Source organism: Veillonella fallax (genome assembly GCF_020687175.1).
Classification (GTDB): domain Bacteria; phylum Bacillota; class Negativicutes; order Veillonellales; family Veillonellaceae; genus Veillonella; species Veillonella fallax.
In genome coordinates, this window is record NZ_JAJEQD010000004.1 from 124,510 (window position 1) to 144,139 (window position 19,630).

General features: G+C 35.9%; 14 protein-coding genes. 12 read left to right on the forward strand and 2 right to left on the reverse strand.

All coding sequences use genetic code 11. The annotated features are described in order from the left end of the window. Window positions 1–452 precede the first annotated feature (452 nt). The 3 genes from LKD20_RS03070 (at window position 453) to LKD20_RS03080 (ending at window position 7,046) form a co-directional block, all read left to right on the forward strand. Window positions 453–3,764, forward strand: a complete 3,312-nt coding sequence (locus LKD20_RS03070; RefSeq protein ID WP_227720875.1) for an Eco57I restriction-modification methylase domain-containing protein — start codon at window positions 453–455, stop codon at window positions 3,762–3,764. Window positions 3,765–4,671: 907 nt separating this feature from the next. Then, the gene (locus tag LKD20_RS03075; RefSeq protein ID WP_227720876.1) at window positions 4,672–5,715 is read left to right on the forward strand and encodes a hypothetical protein; all 1,044 of its coding nucleotides are present in this window, start codon (window positions 4,672–4,674) and stop codon (window positions 5,713–5,715) included. A gap of 110 nt (window positions 5,716–5,825) precedes the next feature. Next, window positions 5,826–7,046 (forward strand): hypothetical protein, encoded by a 1,221-nt coding sequence (locus LKD20_RS03080; RefSeq protein WP_227720877.1) that lies wholly within the window; start codon window positions 5,826–5,828, stop codon window positions 7,044–7,046. A gap of 527 nt (window positions 7,047–7,573) precedes the next feature. Here the strand turns inward: LKD20_RS03080 and LKD20_RS03085 are convergent. Further along, the gene (locus LKD20_RS03085) at window positions 7,574–8,989 is read right to left on the reverse strand and encodes a sodium:solute symporter family protein (protein ID WP_227720878.1); all 1,416 of its coding nucleotides are present in this window, start codon (window positions 8,987–8,989) and stop codon (window positions 7,574–7,576) included. A gap of 720 nt (window positions 8,990–9,709) precedes the next feature. Between LKD20_RS03085 and LKD20_RS03090 the strand changes: the two genes are divergently transcribed. The 6 genes from LKD20_RS03090 to LKD20_RS03115 all read left to right on the forward strand — a co-directional run bounded on the left by LKD20_RS03090 (window position 9,710) and on the right by LKD20_RS03115 (window position 15,616). Further along, window positions 9,710–10,282, forward strand: a complete 573-nt coding sequence (locus LKD20_RS03090; protein ID WP_227720879.1) for a hypothetical protein — start codon at window positions 9,710–9,712, stop codon at window positions 10,280–10,282. 8 nt (window positions 10,283–10,290) lie between these two features. After that, entirely contained in the window at window positions 10,291–10,860 is a 570-nt protein-coding gene (locus LKD20_RS03095) for a hypothetical protein (RefSeq protein WP_227720880.1), read from the forward strand. A 6-nt stretch (window positions 10,861–10,866) separates the two neighbouring features. Further along, window positions 10,867–11,307 (forward strand): hypothetical protein, encoded by a 441-nt coding sequence (locus LKD20_RS03100; protein WP_227720881.1) that lies wholly within the window; start codon window positions 10,867–10,869, stop codon window positions 11,305–11,307. A gap of 643 nt (window positions 11,308–11,950) precedes the next feature. Next, window positions 11,951–13,171 carry a hypothetical protein gene (locus tag LKD20_RS03105; protein ID WP_227720882.1) on the forward strand — a complete coding sequence of 407 codons (1,221 nt, stop codon included), beginning with the start codon at window positions 11,951–11,953 and terminating at the stop codon, window positions 13,169–13,171. A gap of 631 nt (window positions 13,172–13,802) precedes the next feature. Continuing rightward, window positions 13,803–14,339 (forward strand): flavin reductase, encoded by a 537-nt coding sequence (locus LKD20_RS03110; RefSeq protein ID WP_227720883.1) that lies wholly within the window; start codon window positions 13,803–13,805, stop codon window positions 14,337–14,339. Window positions 14,340–14,374: 35 nt separating this feature from the next. Beyond that, window positions 14,375–15,616 (forward strand): hypothetical protein, encoded by a 1,242-nt coding sequence (locus tag LKD20_RS03115; RefSeq protein ID WP_227720884.1) that lies wholly within the window; start codon window positions 14,375–14,377, stop codon window positions 15,614–15,616. Between the two features lie 134 nt (window positions 15,617–15,750). Here the strand turns inward: LKD20_RS03115 and LKD20_RS03120 are convergent, their stop codons facing one another. After that, window positions 15,751–17,100, reverse strand: a complete 1,350-nt coding sequence (locus tag LKD20_RS03120; protein ID WP_227720885.1) for a KH domain-containing protein — start codon at window positions 17,098–17,100, stop codon at window positions 15,751–15,753. 173 nt (window positions 17,101–17,273) lie between these two features. On the opposite strand from LKD20_RS03120, the gene LKD20_RS03125 reads away from it, so the two are divergent. From LKD20_RS03125 to LKD20_RS03135, 3 genes are all read left to right on the forward strand, one after another. Then, a complete protein-coding gene (locus LKD20_RS03125) occupies window positions 17,274–17,810 on the forward strand; it encodes a flavin reductase family protein (protein WP_227720886.1) in 537 nt (178 codons plus the stop codon). A gap of 463 nt (window positions 17,811–18,273) precedes the next feature. Next, entirely contained in the window at window positions 18,274–18,717 is a 444-nt protein-coding gene (locus tag LKD20_RS03130) for a hypothetical protein (RefSeq protein WP_227720887.1), read from the forward strand. Beyond that, window positions 18,717–19,316: a DNA-3-methyladenine glycosylase I gene (locus LKD20_RS03135; protein ID WP_227720888.1), complete on the forward strand. Its 600-nt coding sequence runs from the start codon at window positions 18,717–18,719 to the stop codon at window positions 19,314–19,316. Before LKD20_RS03130 ends, LKD20_RS03135 begins: the two co-directional genes overlap by 1 nt. Window positions 19,317–19,630 lie beyond the last annotated feature (314 nt).

The following is a 19,630-nucleotide window of genomic DNA, read 5'->3' on the forward strand; positions in this document are numbered from 1 at the left end:
TTATTGGGGGGGTCCTGGAATATTTTATCTAGTATAGATAATACCTGTACTTATACAGGTCACTCAGATATTTCCTAGGATAGAATTTTATCGTTATATATATTTAAGATTAGTGATAAATAAACCTTACGCTCAAATTATTGAAATTCTATAATATACGGTCGCTCTAATAATTATGAGTATTAAGTTATATACATCACAAAGTAAATTATTATTTATCCTTTTATATTTTATATTGAAATCTTTATTGATAAATGCTATTATTGAGTTTTTGAATTTAGCTATGGTATAGTATAAAAATATGGAGACTTTTTAATAATTTAAATTTTTGAGGTAGCTTTATTTACTATTGTAAAATAAAGGGTTTGATTTTGTACTTAGGGTTTAAATAAGCGATGTTTTATATTATTGAAGTTATTCTATAATTACCGATTAGGATTTTAAGTGAATATATGGAAAAATTAGACATACTTGAATTAGGAAATAAATTTAGAAGCCGTCTTTTTAATAATGAGGATGATATAAAGATTTATACTTATTCTGATATAATTTCACCTATTCAAAAAAGATTTGCTCCAGATGCTAGATTTTTATCAGAATTTACATTTGCAAAAGGTGGTCGTGCAGATGGCACAATAGGAAATCTAGTTTTTGAATACAAGCGTTTTGAATATTTTAATAAAGAATCTGGTATTAATGAAGCTTTATATGGGCGTTCTAGCAATAAAAATGATAGCGGATTGTATCAATATATTATTAGTAGTATAGAGGGAGATACTGTTAATGATTCAATTCTAGATACATTTGGTATTGGTTTTGATGGTCAGACATGGATTATTGCTCGATTTGCAAAATCATTAGAAAGTAACCTGCTAGATTTAACAAGAACACGTTTTAAGGATTTGTATAATGAGGATTATATTGATTGTCAATATGCATTTCAATATAAAAAGTTTAACTTATATGAAGGAATAGAACAGTTAATAACATTATTTACCTCCACAAATAAAACTAAAATTACGAAGGATAACTTGAATACAGTTTTTAACCCTAAAAACGAGATGGTTGCCAATGCAGTGCGTGCCATTTATTCTATTGCTGAAGAAGAGTTTTCAATTGATTATCCTAAACGTACTTCAACGTTATTTAATGAATGGAATAAATCATTCGGAGCTATGTTTGGACATGAAGATGAGGAAACAGAATTTAATGAGACTACGGATGTAATCAAGAAACTATATAATTTAGATGACTCTGTAAATGTTGATATGCGGATATTTTTATTTGCTACTCAAACATTTTTTAATATTGTTTTGAAACTCTTGATTGATGCGTTTATAAGAACTTTGATGAATCCTGGTGAGTATTTTACTTATCATAGAAGTTGGAGTGAGATTACTGAGCTATTTGAAGGTAGTAATAGCGAAGAGAATGATTTTATCGATAATTTTTTTGAAATTCATTATTATGAGTGGTTCACATACTTATACGAGGAAGCTCATCAGACTAAGATGACAAATATCATTCAGGATGTCTCAAGTTTGCTGAATAAATTCGATTTGGCGACTTTCAAGGTTCGCCCTGAAAGTGTGCAAGATATCCTTCAAGAGATTTATATGACCTTGATTCCTGATAAGTTTAGGCATTTACTAGGTGAATACTTTTCTCCAGATTGGATTGTAGAACATGCTTTAAATCGAATTGGTTATCAGGGCCAAGCAGATAAGAAACTAATAGATCCTACATGTGGTTCTGGTGCATTTATTATTCAAGCTTTAAAAAGATATATAAATGCAAAAAATAATAATATAGATGTTAATGAAGCTATCAATATTACAAAAAATATTGTAGGGATTGACTTAAACCCAATTTCAGCAGTTTCAGCAAAAGCAAATTATATTCTGACTCTATTTAGCTCTTTAGATTTTTCTAGTGTTCGTAAATTACAGATTAAAAAGCCTATAACTATACCTATTTATATAGCTGATTCAGTTTTATCTCCTATTGTTTTTGCGGAAGAAAGTGTTGATACATTTACTGCAAAAACCACAGTTGGAGATTTTGTACTACCGAAGTTTAAGAGCTTTGAAGACTCAGCAGATTTTCTTGATGGGTTGGGGAATTCTATTGCGAATTCTAGAAGCTTTGCTGTATATAAGTCAATTGAGCTAGGGCGATTTAATTTATCTGATAAACAAGTTGACATTGTAAAAGTATTGTATGAAAAATTAAATATATTACATAGAACAGCACAAGATTCATTCTGGGGAAAAATATTAAAAAACAGTTTTGCACCAGTTATGTTAAAGCAGGGATTTGACTATGTAGTAGGAAACCCACCTTGGATTGCATGGAAAGCAATGAGTAAAGTGTATAGAGCTGGTACATTGGATGTATGGAAAAGTTATGGTATTTTTGAAAAGAATGCTTATGATAAAAAGACTACACATGATGATTTTGGTATGGCTGTTACTTATGTAGCATTAGATCAGTATTTAAAAAATAATGGGCATTTATACTTTTTGTTACCATGGACGTTCCTAAAGTCAACAAAAGGAGGAGAAGGCTTTAGAAAATTTTCGATTACGCGTAACGAACAAAATATTCCTATTAAAGTAGAACTAGTAGATGACTTTAATGATGTTCAAATCTTTAAGCCTAAGCATACGGTTCGTACTATTGGTGTTTTAATGACAAAGGGTAAACATATGAGTTATCCAATGAAGTCTTGGTTTTCATGGACTTATCGAGAAAAAAGACCAATTGGAGCTCATGATAGATTAAATGAAATTATAAAATATCTTCAGTTTGATATTCTACATGCGAGACCTATTAATTCAGATCGGCTTACTTCTAGTTGGCTAACATTAAAAGAAAATGAGCTTAAGATAGTGGATAAAGTTCTATTAAATGGTGATAGAAATGTTTATAAAGGTCGAAAGGGAATTGAGCCAGCTGGTGCTAAGGGAGTATATATTCTAAAAGATTTAACTCGGGAACAAAATGGATTAATTTCATTTGTAAACGATATGTCTAGACAAAGAAGAAAAGATATAAAAAATAAGGGAGAACAACCGGGTATAATTGAGGAAACATATATTTACCCAATGTTGGGAGGAAGAAATATTCAGAAATGGAAAGTGGTATCAAATGAATATATGCTTGTACCACATAATATTGATACCCCTTATGGCTTAGATGAATTAAAGCTAGCTGAATGTGCACCAAGAACCTATAAATGGTTGGAGTTTTATAAAGAAGGGCTATTAGCTAGCCGTATTCAAAATGGTAAATTTTATAATCCTGATACGCAACCTTGGTATCGATTAGATAATGTTGGTGAATATACTTTTTCCAAGTATAAAGTCATTTGGAAAGAGCAAAGTAGCAAGTTTGCAGCAGTTGCAATTGGAACATCTGAACTGCTGTCAGAAAATATTTTTAATACTAAGAAAAAACCTATAGTTGTTGATTCAAAAGTGTTACTTTTAGCCACAGAATCTATGGATGAGGCATATTATATAGCCGGAATAATTAATTCAGGTATAATTAGCTCTATAATTGATGCATATGCTATTGGATTGAATAGAGGAACTGATATATTAGAAAATATAAAAATTCCTAAATATGACTGGAAGAATGATTTGCATGTTAAGGTTTCGAATATTTCTAAAAAAATCCATGAATTAGCAAAAAATAACAAAAATTATGGGAGTGAAGAGGATTTACTAAATAAATTAGTTGCGCAAATTTATAGTGTATAATTGTTAAAAAAATACTAAGAAGTGATATTTTCTCCTATTAGTAGTAAAATATTTTAAGATATATATTAAGACTTATATTATTCATGATTTAGGTAATAGATACTTTATATAAGCATAAAAACAGCGTAATTAAGTTTGTATATATACTTAAACAAGTATGAAAATATAGGTCTTTTGGTATACAATTTTAAAGAGTGTGTCGGGAATCCAACCTGAAGCATCACGTAAGAAGCGGATAGTTTGCCTTTGAACTATCCGCTTTTGATATAATATAGATTATTACTGAAATAATAATCTATATTATAAGATGACCTTAATAAAGAGTATAAATATACTAGTGATATTATGATGTATACTTTGTAGATAGTAATTTTTATAACCGAGCAATAAAATCTTATTATAATCATAATAACAGTATTACTGAAGAGCAACATAAAGATATCATTGAAAATTATTTAAGATATAATTGTATGTTTAAGTTGACTAATCTTTAAAGATTAGTTGCCGGATTAATTAGTATTGAGCTAGATAATGAGCGGTTAATAAATTACCCTATTACAAATACTAGTTTAGATTTTTTATACTCATTATAAAATAGTTTTTATGAAGACCTTGATTTGGATGAAGTTTATGGGATTAATGAATAAGCCTGTTGCGTAAGATGTGGAAGGTTTGTTATATCATTGTTATTATAATTTATCAAGAGAGCTAGGCAAGGATATACTATGTAAAACTTATATATCAAACTATAGTGTTATAGGTATTTGTGTTTTATGTTTTTGAAAGTAACCATGGACGATCTATTTGCTGCTTCTATTAATGCGAAATATTCTCCTCATTACTATTGTTATAGTATAGGTGTAGAGTTATCGTTTATCTTAGTTTGTTATTGTATGAGGTGGCATGTATGGACGTTTTAGGTAAATCTCAGCTTAATTATGTTGTTCAGTCGTATATAGGCAAGCAAATCATGATAGTTGTGCCTAGTCAGTCTATAGGGAAAGATATTGATGCGGAGGCGGGGTCTAATCATTTATCTCTTAACCGTCAAATAATATGTCGTTTAGATACTAACAATCAAGCTGTGTTAGGCTTACCTTATTCTTATACGACAGGCCGTAATTGGTGTCGTCATCATATTCATGGGGTTGTTGGAGATGAAGCTTTTGGTATGGAGCTCATTTGCTGGAGTCCTGATAGCTTAGAGGACTTACAAGAGGTAGCGGCATGGTATGCACATAAATATGGAGCCCATCATGTGCTATTTGTTTCCTTAAAGGGTGAAACTAAGATTTGGAATTATCAGGGTTCTAGGATTATAGGGCATCGTAAACTTGGCCAGTGGCAAGCAAATTATATTGAACTATATGGTCAAATGGTTGTGGACGATTTGAAGTGTAAGGGATGCACTTATCAATGTACCTCTATTGAAGAGGATTACCGTCTAGTTCGAGCGCCTCATTGTGACCGTAGTAATTTAGATGATTTTGGACAACTTTCTAGTCATTTAGGTTTAGACCACATTCTCTTTATTCCCGCACCTAATCATCAGGTAGAAGGCCGTACGATGGAGCAGTATCTAGCGTTTTTAGATGTGCCTTATGATAAGGTATATCATTCCTTTGCTAATGGAGAAAATTTCTTATATTATGTCCTTTATGTTCGCTATTGTAGGTTGAAATTAGTACTCGATGCACTACAGTTATTGGTTGATGACTACGAAAGCAAACCACTGTTATATGTAACACCAGAAGGTAATCTTTATATTTTGCAACAAGATATGAGCATACTGCAAGGCTGTGGAGTATTCTCTAGAACATCTTACGTAGCGATGTTTACTAAGTTAAATAAAGAAATCCTACAAATACAATTAGACAGAGACTTTCACTATAATCGGCCTAATATGTTTACGAGAATGGGTGGGGCAATGATACTTGGACAAATAAAATAACTATGTATAGTGAAAGGTTTATGCTTGGTCCATACATAGGCACGTTCTCTAGGATATAGTATACTTATACTAATGAGAGAACATGCTTATTATTGTTTGAGAGGTGTTGTATGAAACTGAAAAGTACCCTGTTGAGCTTAGCTGTGGCATTAGCTTTCACCATGCCTATTGATGCGGCGCAGTATACTGTTCCTGAAGGACAACCGCCTGTACCAGGGGCTGACGCTAGTATTCCAGATAATGCATATCAGAATTATCGTTACGATAAGACTCGCAATATTCCTACTGCTGATCACATTAAGAAAATGGAAGAGTATAATAAGCGAATTGATGGAGAGGTTCTTGAGAAGAAAGGTACTGTAGAGCAGGCAGAGCAATTAAAAAAAGCCTATGCGAAGTATTTGGATTTAATTACGCATGAATCTACTGTAATTTTATTGCACGAAGGAGACTATAAGGCTAAAGTGACATTGCCTATTTCCGTGGTAGAAAGTTATTTTGAGGACTTAAATAAAAAGGGTAAAGGCTCGTATGTTTTTGAACACAATGTTATTGCTGGTCTAGTAGGTGCTAATGAACAAGTTGAAGATTCAGGATTTAATAGAAATGATCAACGTAAAGGGGAATTTAAGTATCTGGGCATTAGTAAAGGCTATTGGGGAATAAGAGAGAAATATTCGAATGGGAATCTACCTGTAATGTATGCAGCGGTTACTTTTGCTCAATACCCAAATCAGATGTATATGGCAATCCTAGGTAACAAGAATCAGCCCGTTACAAAAAAGTTAGAATCTACAATGGCTAATTTTGTAATTCCTTCTATGCAGACACTAGATAATCTAGATAAAACTAGTGATACTATTACGTGGGATAATCTAACCTATCGACTACCTAAGGGTATGATGTTAGATCTTGAGGAAAAAAGTGATAACTTTCAAGGTCGCGTGTATGTTGGAGACGGTATGAAACTTGTTGTTGCACGTAGTGCCTTAGCAGATAAAGCGGTGCCTATACAGTTGTATACTCAGACTGTTTTAAAACACTTTTTTTATAAAAAGAATCCAATATTAGTAAAAGATATACCTCTTCAAGCAGCCTTGATATGGAATAATGGTGTTCCTTCTTATCTTTTGGAGCAATATAATCCAGGTAAGAAATCTCGTATTTTCCATCTGATAACAGATGATAAATATGAATACTATATTTCGCTTACCTATGAAGATGGTAACAATAAGTATAATCATATTGAACTACGTAATATAATGGAATACTTAGACTTCGGAAATGCCAAGCAATTAAGACATGCTAGTAATAAAAGAGTAAAGAAATAAGAAAAAGACCGTACTTTTAGGTACGGTCTTTACTGTATTTATCTATATATTTCTATTATTCGTTCCTTATTGTATCGTATATTAGTTCGTTCTATAATAGACTTAGGATAGTTGGACGAGGTTGGGCCTCTCTTCGTTTTTGAAGGGAGAGTTGCTTATGAGTGGTTATAAAATCATTATGATTATCCTTGGGATTTTATCAGTCATGATATCCTTTGGAGCACTTGTGGCGCTTATTTGTCTAGAAATAGCAAAATAGCCCTTCGTTTCTTCGGAAATTAGATAAAACGAAAAGGCCATTTCTACATATTATTAAGTTTGTGAGATGAGCCTGACGTCACTACTCGTCTGACTATCTATCTATATTATAGTAAGGTTATGATATATCGTCAAATTGTGATGAATGTGTGTATGGCACATAATTTAAGGATATCGTTATAAAATAAGAAAACTCCTATTGGTTTAACCGATAGGAGTTTTTTCTTAGAGAACTCTTTTAGAACGTTCTCTTACATTATTCTTTTAAGTTATTCTTTTAAATCATTTGGTATAGCCGGTGGAGCCGGTGGTTTACCCATGGCTCTTTCAATGCATACGACAGCTACAAAGACTATGAGGCTGACGATGGAACCAAAGATGATGGACATAATGCCATATGGATTGCCCACGAATTCCCAGTATACGCCTGCGATAGAGCCGAGCACGATGGACCAAATGCCAGCGCCAGCTGTTGCATTTTTCCATGTGAGGCCTAGTAGGAAGGCAGCGAATGGGCCCGCGGATCTCATGGTGAAAGCAAATACGAGCATCGGAATGATGGCTTTGCTTACGAGAGAGATAACGATGGCGATAATGCCGAGGAATAGCACGCATAGACGGCTATAATTTGTGAGCTGAGCATCGGTGAGGCTTTTACCAAAATGATGTTCCACGATATCCTTGGTAAATACAGTAGCAGCGCCTAAGAGATCGCCTGCGCCTGATGAAAGCGTCGCCGATACGACAGCGGCCATAACGAAGCCCGCCATTACTGGAGGCATGAGGTTAAGTGCAACCGTTGCCACTGCATTATTGGCTTCAATTCCAGGGAATTCAGCTAGTGCTACGAGGCCTAATACGGCAGGAACGAAGGCGAATAGAGCCATGATAATACCACAAATGATGGAACCGAGAACGGCCGTTTTTTCGTCCTTCGCGGCGAAGTACCGTTGTACGGACTCTTGGCCGGTGGAGAAGGTCATGAAGTACATGATAATAAGGCCGATGATGGTTTTCCAACCAACCTTTGTGAAGCCCAGTTGTTCAGGTGGTAATTTAGATACTACTGTTTCCCAGCCGCCCACATTGTGCAATACAAATGGCACAGCGAGGGTGAAGCCCCCAACGAGAACGAAGAAGTGGATAACGTCTGTCATCGTTACGCTCCACATTCCGCCGGACATGGTGTAAATTACGAGTACCGCGCCGCAGATGAGGATGGCTAGTTCTGTTGAAAGCCCGGTAAGGACGCTAATAATGGTTGCTGTTGCAGTAATCTGTACGCCTGCTAAGGTAATCGTTGCTAGCATGGACAGAATGGACGTAATTAAATGGCTAGAACCACCAAAGCGACGACCGATGATCTCCGGTACGGTCGTTGCCATGGCACGTCGTAACAGTGGTGCGATGAAAGCAACGAGAATAACCCCAATCCCTGCAGAGACTACGTACCAACCTGCAGATAAACCCCAAGAACCATACGCTTTCGCGGCTACACCAACGGTACTCCCGCCACCGATTTCCGTAGCTGCTAATGTGCCTGCCGTCATAAGAACCCCAATACGACGACCTGCGAGTAGATAGTCAGTACTATCTTTTACACGAATATGACAATACACGCCGACCAATAAATTCAGTAATAAATAGGCACAAACAATGACCCATATAATAGTTAAAGCGTCCATATGCCACCTCCTAAACTACAAACTAGTTAGAGACATATACTAAATCACCCTTACTACTTGCGATGCATATATCAAGTATAGTTTAATTATCCATAAAAACTGGGGAAAATACAAAGAGGAGTTTCTTGCTACATTGGAGAATGTATATATATTAGGAACTAAAAAAAGCCCGTTATGACGGGCTTTTTTCTATGCATTTATCTGTATATCTCTATTATTCGTTCCTTATTGTATCGTATATTAGTTCGTTTTATAATAGACTTAGGATAGTTAGACGAGGTTGGGCCTCTCTTCGTTTTTGAAGGGAGGGATAAGTCTATGAGTGATTATGAAATAATCATGCTCCTCTTACAAGTACTGGCTATTGTCATTGCTTTTGGAGCCTTAGTAGCCCTTATTTGCCTTACAAAAAGCAAATAGCCCTCCGTTACCGCATGGTAGCTAAGTAAACAGAAAGGCCATTTCCTAAGTATTTTGATTTTCGAGATGCGCCTGACGTTTCGACTCGTCTGACTATCTACTTATATTATAGGGATAAAGATATATATCGTCAAATGGTGATAAACCTTATAAATATCAATTAAAAGTACATTCTATATACTAAATTATAAATTTATTAATCATAGGCACAGTCTTGTTTGCATAGTATACTTATGCTAATAAGATTGTGCTTATTTTATTGAGAGTTGCAGTTCCCTATAGTTTTAGAGAGAGGTTTTTATGATTCAACGTATTTTGATGCTAGCCCTTGTGTTGCTAGCTTTCACTATGCCTACAGAGGCAATTACATATCAAGAGTTGAAGACGTCACCACAGTTTAAGTTGGTTCATACACGATTGATGAATGGTTCTATGGAGAGTGGTGGCTTGTATATCTATTTGAACACGTATTCTATTGAGGCCCTTCGCTATGCACCGCCACAGTATTCTTTGCGCGGGACCTACTATGTTGTGATGGATACGTCTTATCAATCTACCATTGACGAGCGACAGCTCACCGTGGATTATGATACAAACTATTCGTTAGCGACCCTTATTCATTCGTCTCGTATAATGAGTCCGAGTCCATCTATGATGGCTTTGGTTGAGGCTAGTGAAAGTAAGTCTGGTTTGACTATGACAGAGGTAGATGTGGCGAAGTATACCTTTGATGGGGCGACGAAGCCAATGCATTATGTGAATGATACGCGTAAGTTCCCACTTAATCGTAATAACACTATTATGTATGATATAGCGGATGCTATGTTTATGTCCGTGTATCAGCAGCATTTTGATGATATTGTGGTACCGTGAGGTGGACGATGAAACGCATATATTTACTTTCACTATGGTTATTAGCCTGCCTCGTGTTGCCTATGAAAGGTCAAGCCGTATCACAGGGTGACTTATTAAATGCAGAGCGATTTGAGCACATCGATTCGAGTGCTGACTCTGGGCGAGGGGATGGAAAATATTTGGACCTTTCATCTGTTAAGTCTGTAACGGCACCGAATGGTCATCGTCGTATCGAAGCAGTCATCTATGTTTCTATGCCTGCTGCTAATATGATTCAAGGACTTTCAGTACAATACGATTACCAAATGGATCGTTCTTTGCGCCATTTGATTAATGCTCATGATAAAAGTTTAAAACAAGGTGACAAGACGCCATATATCTCTATTTGGCGTGCAAAACAAGGAAACTCAGGTATCACTGGAACCGTTAATGATGGCGGTACCTATTACAATAATGGACAAATTCGCCAACAACGTGTATATAAAGAAAATCTAAATGCTATGATTCTACCTGCTGATTTTGGTGACGAAAAATATAAATTGCCTAATTTGATGTATAAAAAAGCATATGGCATTCCCTATGATGATGAGCCGTGATAGCTTATGAATAGTACTAGAATGGTTAAAACAGTGGATAGACTCAGATGGATAATTAAATTTGTTTTTGGGCTCTTGTTAAAACTTATACTTTTGCTTATTTGGGGACTCTCTCTTTGTGGCTTTTGTAATCTGCTGTACGATCGATATGTATTAGAAGCATATCCATTAAGGGATTATCTGCCAGTATTGATCTTTACCTTTGGGAATATTTGGCTTTTACCAGGGATTATCTTGTGGTATGAAAAGCTATATCCCGCATTTGATAAGCCCGAAATTTATTATAGAGTTAAGGCTTGGAGCATTTCTCTAAAAGAAGAATCCTTTGTAGGAATGCTTATATTTTATGGTATAGAAATTTTTATAAAGTTAGGCTTGTTCATGTATGGCACTATTATTGTTTTAGCTATTGTTATTTTTGTGTCTCTTCATTTGCTCCGGTTCTGATTATTGTTAGACTGATATTTTGTTAGCTTTTGAACACGCATATTTTGTTTCTGATACGCTATAAACCTATTTACACAATGAAAAAGCCAAGCTACTTATATTTTGAAATAGCTTGGCTTTTATTAGTTTATTCGTATATTTATATAATATAATGCTTATTGTATCGTATATTAGTTCGTTCTATAATAGACTTATGATAGTTAGACGAGGTTGGGCCTCTCTTCGTCATCGAAGGGAGGGATAAGCCTATGAGTGATTATGAAATAATCATGCTCTTATTACAGGTAATAACTGTCGTTATTGCCTTTGGGGCTTTAATAGCGCTTATTTGTCTCACAAAAGACAAATAGCCCTCCGTTGCCTAGTGTAACTAGATAACTGAAAGGCCATTTCTCAAGATTTCATTATTTTCGAGATGCGCCTGACGGTACGACTCGTCTGACTATCTACTTATATTATAGGGATAAAGATTTATATCGTCAAATTGAGATAAACCTTATAAATATCAATTAGACGTAAATCGTATATACTAAATTATAAAATTATTAATAATAGGCACGGCCTTATTTGCATAGTATACTTATGCTAATAAGGTTGTGCTTATTTATATTGTAAATGTGAGAGAAAAAGATAAGAGGGTTTTATGTTACGTAAAAGTATAATTATGATGGCATTAGCGGCTGCTTTCACCATGAATGTTAGCGCTGTTCAAATCGAAGTCCCAGCCGGTCAACCGCCTATGCCAGGTGCTGATGCGAGTATTCCGGCTAATGCGTATGAGAATTATCGGGCCGGTAACTTGAGTAATGTAGCGGCTAGTGATGTTATAAAGTTACATTCTGAATCTGAGAAGCGTATGGAAATGTATGTAACTGATTGGGGACTAACACGAGATGAAGTCAATCAGATAGCAAGCGATTCTAAAAAGCTGATGGACTTACTTGCTAATGAGACTGCAGTTGTGTTGTTGCATGATGATCGTAATAACATCCGAGCATCTGTCCCTGGACTACTATTAGCAAGTAAATATTACCCAAAACGCAGTGATGGTGAACGTTTATCTATTGTAAGAGAGAATTCCATATTTTTTGCGATCGGTACGAACCCAAATTATGATGATGCATTAGGTAAATTAAAATCGGAGCGAAAAGGGGAGTTCATATATCCTGGTATTTCACATGGTAAATGGGCTATTGATACAGAATCTTTTGGTGAGAATACGCCTGCTATGGTTGCTGTAGTTGGTTTAGATAATCAACCAAACCAAGAATATATGATAGGCCTTAGCTACAAAAATCAGCCCGTTACCGATAAGCTCGAGCGCGTTATGAGTAATTATGTAATTCCGTCGATTCGCTCTTTAGATGATATGGATCATTATAGTGAAAGTATTAACTGGGATAATCTCATATATCGCATTCCTAAAGGGCTTAAACTAACAGCACAGAAATCATTAAAGGATTCTGCCGAAATAAGGGACTATAGTGGCTTAGGGATGCGACTTGTTGTGGCCAAGAAACCTGTAAAAGTAGATGATAAATATATTTACTCTTTTATTAATGAAATGTCGGAGGTAAAGCCAGAAAGTCAAATTATAGGTGATGCACCTATTCAGTCAGCATCTGTTTGGAATAATGGTGTGCCTAGTTTTTTGGTAGATAACTATCAACCAGGTAAAAAATCTTTAATGTATCGATTCTTACGGGATGATAAAAATGTATATATTATGAGTTTAGTTTATGTTGATGGGGCTGCGCCATATTCTCATATTCAGCTGCGTAACACAGTAGAATATTCTGACTTTGCAAATATTGAAACATTGAGAAATAAAGTAATCCGCATGCAAAGTCGAGAAAAAATGTAATACAGTTGTGTGCATTTAGTTTGTATATTTTGATAGGGGTGAACCAATGAGTAAACTCAAATATATCAAAACTATATTAGTGCTTTTGCTTAAGGCTTATCTTGTCTATTTATGGATTAACTTTGTAGAGACATTTGCTCAGCTACTCTATAATATTTATGTATTGAAAGTATATTCATTGGAGCATTTTGGTCTATTTCTATTCTTTCTCTTTGGGAATATATTCTGTATTCTGTGGCTCGTTTTATGGTGTAAGCGATTACCGCCAGCTTTTAACAAGCCCAAAATATACTATGAAATTAAAGATTGGATACGATCTAAGAAACAAGAAGCACCTATCTATAAAGTTCTGTTTGTCAGTTTAGCGCTTATGTTAAAACTATGTTTTGTAGTGTATATCTTAATTACAGCTTCCATTATTTTAAGTATTCCATTGGTAAATCTTTAGTATTCTTTCAAACGTTAAATAAACTAAAAGCCGAGCTTTTATTCCTTAGAATTAGCTCGGCTTTTATTAGTTTATTCGTATATTTGTATAATATAATTCTTATTGTATCGTATATTAATGCATCATATAATGTGATTAGGAGAATTAGACGATGTTGGAGAATAAGATAAACCGGAGGTCATTATGAAAGCATTTGAATCAAAAGATTATAAAGCGTTTTCTATGTTTGAGGATCGTTGGGCTCTTGTTACAGCTGGTACGCCTGAGGCTTTTAATACTTGTACGGTTAGTTGGGGCAGTATGGGCAATGTATGGGGACCTAATGGTGGTGATATGTCCACGGTGACGGTGTATATTCATCCGGCTCGTTACACTCAAGAGTTTATGGCTAAATACGATACCTTTACCGTTAGTTTCTTCCCTGAAAGTCAACGCAAAGCGCTTGGTTATTTAGGATCTCATTCTGGTCGCGATGAAGATAAGGTGGCTAATTCTGGTTTAACACCAGTTGCAGCAGGCGATGGAGTGACTTTCAAAGAAGCAGATTTAACATTTGTATGTAAAAAACTGTATGAACATCAATTTGACGAAGCTCACTTAGCGGATAACGTAAAGGAATATTATGCAGCAAATCCGTCTATGTATACCCAAGTTGGCAAAGATCGCTGGGAACCACATTATATGTACATCGGCAAAGTAGTTGAGGCTATAGAGGGCTAGTCTTATATACAACTTATTTATATTGAGGGAATTGTATGATTAAAAGAGCGATTTTAATAGGCCTTTATTCGTTTGGCCTTATAGTAACAGTACATGCTGCCAATATAAATCTTCCTGGTGGAGATGCCATGGTGCCTGATACTGCTTATGAAAACTATTCTTATAATAGTGTTGATATGGATCTGGTAGAGGCTCAGTTTAGACGTCGCTCAGGCCCTGTGGTAGCGCAGACTGTGAAAAATGGGCGTAGAACGGTAGAGCAAGCTAAGGCATATATGGATGGTAATGCCAAGTTTTTAAAACGCCAAGCCAATCAAAGTACGGTGTTCATCTTTGACGATGATACACAGCATATTCGCTTTTCTATGCCTTATCCAAGTCTTGAAAGTAAGGCGATTAATGATAACACTAATTCCGTTGTTAATGTCGTAAATGGTATTCCTCAATATTATATTAAAAGTATGAATGCAGATATCGTAGTCGATGTGGATGATAAGACTACCTATACGGATCGTGCTTTCACATATAAAACGGTAAAAAATGGTCAATGGCAGCAGAAGTATGGGATTATGACACTCATCCCTGGAAAAGAAGAGAAAGCTGAGCCGCGTACGAGTACGGGTGTTGAGTTTTCCCTGCCTAGTGATACGAACCATGTATATCGTGTTAACATCATAAATCGTGGTAATGGCAATCCAGATCATATTAGGTATGCAGAAGGGGCTTTAGCGAATTATGTGATTCCATCGGTAGAGGATACAAAAGCGATAGATCGCTATTCTAATGTTGAGAAATGGGGAAACCTTGAATATCGTGTGCTCAAGAATAGTACGAGAAAAGCCGATTATGAGCCTACATCCTATGGTGAGGAAACGCGCGTTTATAAGGTGGGCGATATAGTGCAGCTGATTAAGCGCCGTCCGATTTTTCCAAATGATGAAAAACATTTTTATTCAGGTGCTTTTTCTACGATGGACACGATGAGCCGAAAATACCCGTATTCAGTTAATGATAATGCGACCATTTGGCGTAATGGTGTGCCTGCATTTAGTGGCAGCGTAAAATTTGATAATGGTATTAATTATACATATTTTACAATCCGTGATGATAAATATGTGTACAGCATTGAAGTTGCTTATAAAGCCAATGCGGTAAAGACGTCTTATCATGATATTCGTAATATGGTAGAAATGGCAAAATTGATCAATCGTCCGCATAAGCAAGAGTTTCCTGCGTTGAAGTACATTTGGGAGGCTGATGTCTTTAGATTGCCTTAAAGATTAACTAATATTTTGTCTATGTGTAGATACACTTATGCATAAAAAGAAATAGAGAAAGAAAAACAGCCAGTATTGCGATTTGCAGTACTGGCTGTTTTGGTTACACATCTTATTAGATTTTGAACGATGTTTTAATGGGCATGGCTCTTCTCTGTATCTGGGAATAAAACATGCTCTTTTAGTTTAAAGCTAGGATTATTGGTAGACTCAAAAAACTCAATCATATTCCGTAATTTTTGAACTTTCTCAGCATGTAAAAAACTTGGGTAAAAGATGATATAGGTAAAGCTATAGGTCCCATCATAGGATTGAAAGGTTAGGATGTGATCATCCTTATGAGGTGTATAGATGTGTGTGGATAATCCAGGAATATTATTATTCCATATAACGGAATAATTAATATAATCTGATGTTGGCTGGGAATAGTATATATTCCAGAACGTATCTAAATTAATGTTAAAATTGTAATGCCCGTTTACAACAAGATCGCGCGCATATGGGTTTTTAGGAATATTATTAGTAGAAACAAAGAATGTTATGTTCCCCTTTTTGTAGTATCTAATATCTTGGTACTCGGTGCCTTTTTCCTCACCTATGTATATAGCGTCTTTTGGTACGCGGTATTGTACACCGTTTAAGTTTTCTATGCGTGAATATTGATTTAATTCATTTAGATTTTGCACAGAGGGAAGCACATAATTAGCCAATAATTTATCTGTAGGAACTTTGTTCAGAACGGGGTTGTTATCATAATAGACAAACCCTGCATGATATAAGGGTTGACGCATGTTATAGTTCTTAAACTTAAAATTGATCGTGTCGATGGTAAGAGTTGTTTTTTTACCGTTTTCAAAGTGTGGCATCTTCATGCTATCCCAAGTGCTGTAGGTCAGAGTTGGGTATGAAAATACAGAGCCCTTTATATCAGAAATCTGTTTTGCCGGATTACGTTTTGCCATGTCCTGAAAGAAATCACGAACATTCTTGTCGGTTAGTTTTTCATAAGCTATTTTTGTGTTACGCCAGTCATAGTCTTTGTAATCAGCATAGTCAATTTCTAAATTGAGACTCCCATTATTGGTTAACACTCGATAGTCTTCAATGGTTCGACTTGGGTTTTTGTAACGTCCTATATCATAATCACTTTTTTGGCCCGCTACTGGGAATGAAAGCCGAATTTGGTTGTATTGGTCATGAATGGAGATGACTGTATTATGGTAATGTTGACCGCGATATATAGAGGCAGCTTTAGCATACTCAATTTCGTTTTTACTAATACCGTTAGCCTTGTCTTTTAACCTTAGTGTTTCCACATAGTTTGCTACATCCTTTTCAATATCAGGGTTCGTGGCTTGATAATTTATGTAGGCATCCTTTGAAATCTTTGAGTCTGCACCAGGAATATTAACATCAATGGCTCCTATTGGTGATAATATAGTGCTCATCATGAAAGCACCCGCTAATAGTGGTAGTTTTGTCATGGTAGTATCTCCCGTCTATACTCTCATATCTATTGATACTGTCATAATCCATTGGTTATGTTATTAAGTATAATTATATAACATAATACTTATTGTAGTGTATATTAGTGCATTATATAATGGGGTTAGGATAGTTAGACGAGGTTGGGAAATAAGATAAACCGGAGGTTATTATGAAACCATTTGAATCAAAAGATTATAAAGCATTTACTATGTTTGAAAAACGTTGGGCTCTTGTTACAGCTGGTACACCTGAGGATTTTAATACTTGTACTGTTAGTTGGGGCAGCATGGGCAACATGTGGGGCCTAGTTGGTAATGATCTTTCCACAGTGACTGTGTACATCCATCCAGCTCGTTATACCCAAGAATTCATGGCGAAATACGATACGTTTACCGTTAGTTTCTTGCCTGAAAGCCAACGTAAGGCTCTTGGTTATTTAGGATCTCATTCTGGTCGTGACGAAGATAAGGTGGCTAATTCGGGCTTAACACCAGTTGCAGTAGATAATGGTGTCATGTTTGAAGAAGCAGAGTTAACTTTTGTATGCAAAAAGCTTTACGAACATCAATTCGATGAAGCACATTTAGCGGATAAAATAAAAGAGTATTATGCATCCAATCCTCCTGAATATACAAAAGCTGGCAGTGATCGCTGGGAACCACACTATATGTACATCGGCGAAATAGTTGAGGCTATAGAGAAATAGACAATCTATGTAATATACAAATAAGGCAGTCCATCAGGACTGCCTTATTTGTAGTTATATTTTTCAAAAGGAGAACGTGAGACGGTATTTACTACCTGTATTAATAATAACATAGGGTATGGGCACAAAATGTCACATAATTTTGATACTAATTCTTAGGTGATGGAGCTAGGTTTTATGATGTAGTTTACACTAGATTTTATGGTGTAATTTTCACTATATTTTTTGGTAATTTATCAAAATAAGTCATAAAATTGATGAAAAATCAGTATATATGAGCCGACAGTGAGGAATAGCTTATATAGTGGGTTCTTTCATTGAGAACTACTATAAATTGTATATTTTGATAAAATTTTATGAATTTTAACCCCACAAAAAGTGCAAAATCTGATATAATAATAGTATCAAAAATAACTACGCGAATGCGTAGTTTTCTTATTTTGTGTTTGGCGTAGGTAGTCCCATGAGTGTAGTGAAGCCCTTATTATGGCTATTAGAACCGTATATCGTATATAAAGCCTATTTATGGGCGCTCCGCTTTATAGCTCATCCATTGACGTGGGAAGGCGAGATAGACTTATTCTCCTTGACCTTAACGGTGCTGCTCATCCTTGATGCGGTGGCGTTGCCATTGGTGATTTTGTATTGCCCAGGTCTCAATCCTAGAAAGCGTATGCCCGACTGGATTGTCCGATTAGGTACTCCTATTTATATCGTCCACAATTGGCTTGATGGCAAGGTGGGCGGCGGTACGTCTACACCGATTGTATGGCTCCGCAGAGCCTTACATTCACTATTGCTGTTTATCTATTATCTTGTGCCATTTTATGTGGGCGGTCATCTCGTGATGGGCCTCGTGGTAGCGCTTATGTATGATGTCCTCATTTGGGCACATGGAGGTGTGTAGTGGCTACTTGTGAATGGCCGACGACGCCCTTGTATCAGGCGTATCACGACCATGAGTGGGGCCGTCCTATTCATGATGATCGATTGCAGTTTGAACATCTCTGTCTTGAAAGCCTCCAATGTGGTCTCAGTTGGCTCACGATTTTGAATAAACGAGACATCATTCGAGGCTGTTTTGATCACTTTGATATTGATGTGGTGGCTGCTTATGGTGAAAGCGACGTCGAACGGATTATGGAGACTGAGGGCATGCTCAAGTCTCGACCTAAAATTGAGGCTATCATCAATAATGCTTCTGCTTTTAAACGTATTCAAGATGAATTTGGTTCGTTTTGCAACTATATCTGGGCTTTCACAGATAATAAAACTATTATTTATGAAAGCCATCCCGATGGGCATGTGCCAGCAAAGAATGGCTTATCTACGCGGATTAGTAAGGATCTAAAGAAGCGAGGGTTTAAATTTGTAGGCCCTGTGACTATCTATTCCCATCTGCAAGCTAGTGGCCTCATCAATGATCATGGCAAGGACTGTCCTTGTTTTGACGAGATTAATAAGCACGCAGATATTGTTCAATTGCCTGTAGACGCGGAGGATTAATATAGTTTTCAAATAATCGTTAGTTAACAATAGTTTTTATACATGATTGGTTTTACAAAATTGAACTTGTGTTAAACCACACTTTAAGGTGTACACTATAGTCGATGGAAAGATAGCGTTCCATCATATGTCGGCCCGCTTTATATACAAACACATATATTCTCTCTCTCCAAAGCGGGTCTCTCATATACTTCTCTCTCAAAGCTATAAACACAACATGAAGCCCCTATCCTTTACTGATATGTACCCATTTTCCTGGACACATATTATTTACTAGCCTAAACACATGGATGCTTCCCTGTATTTTACAGGGG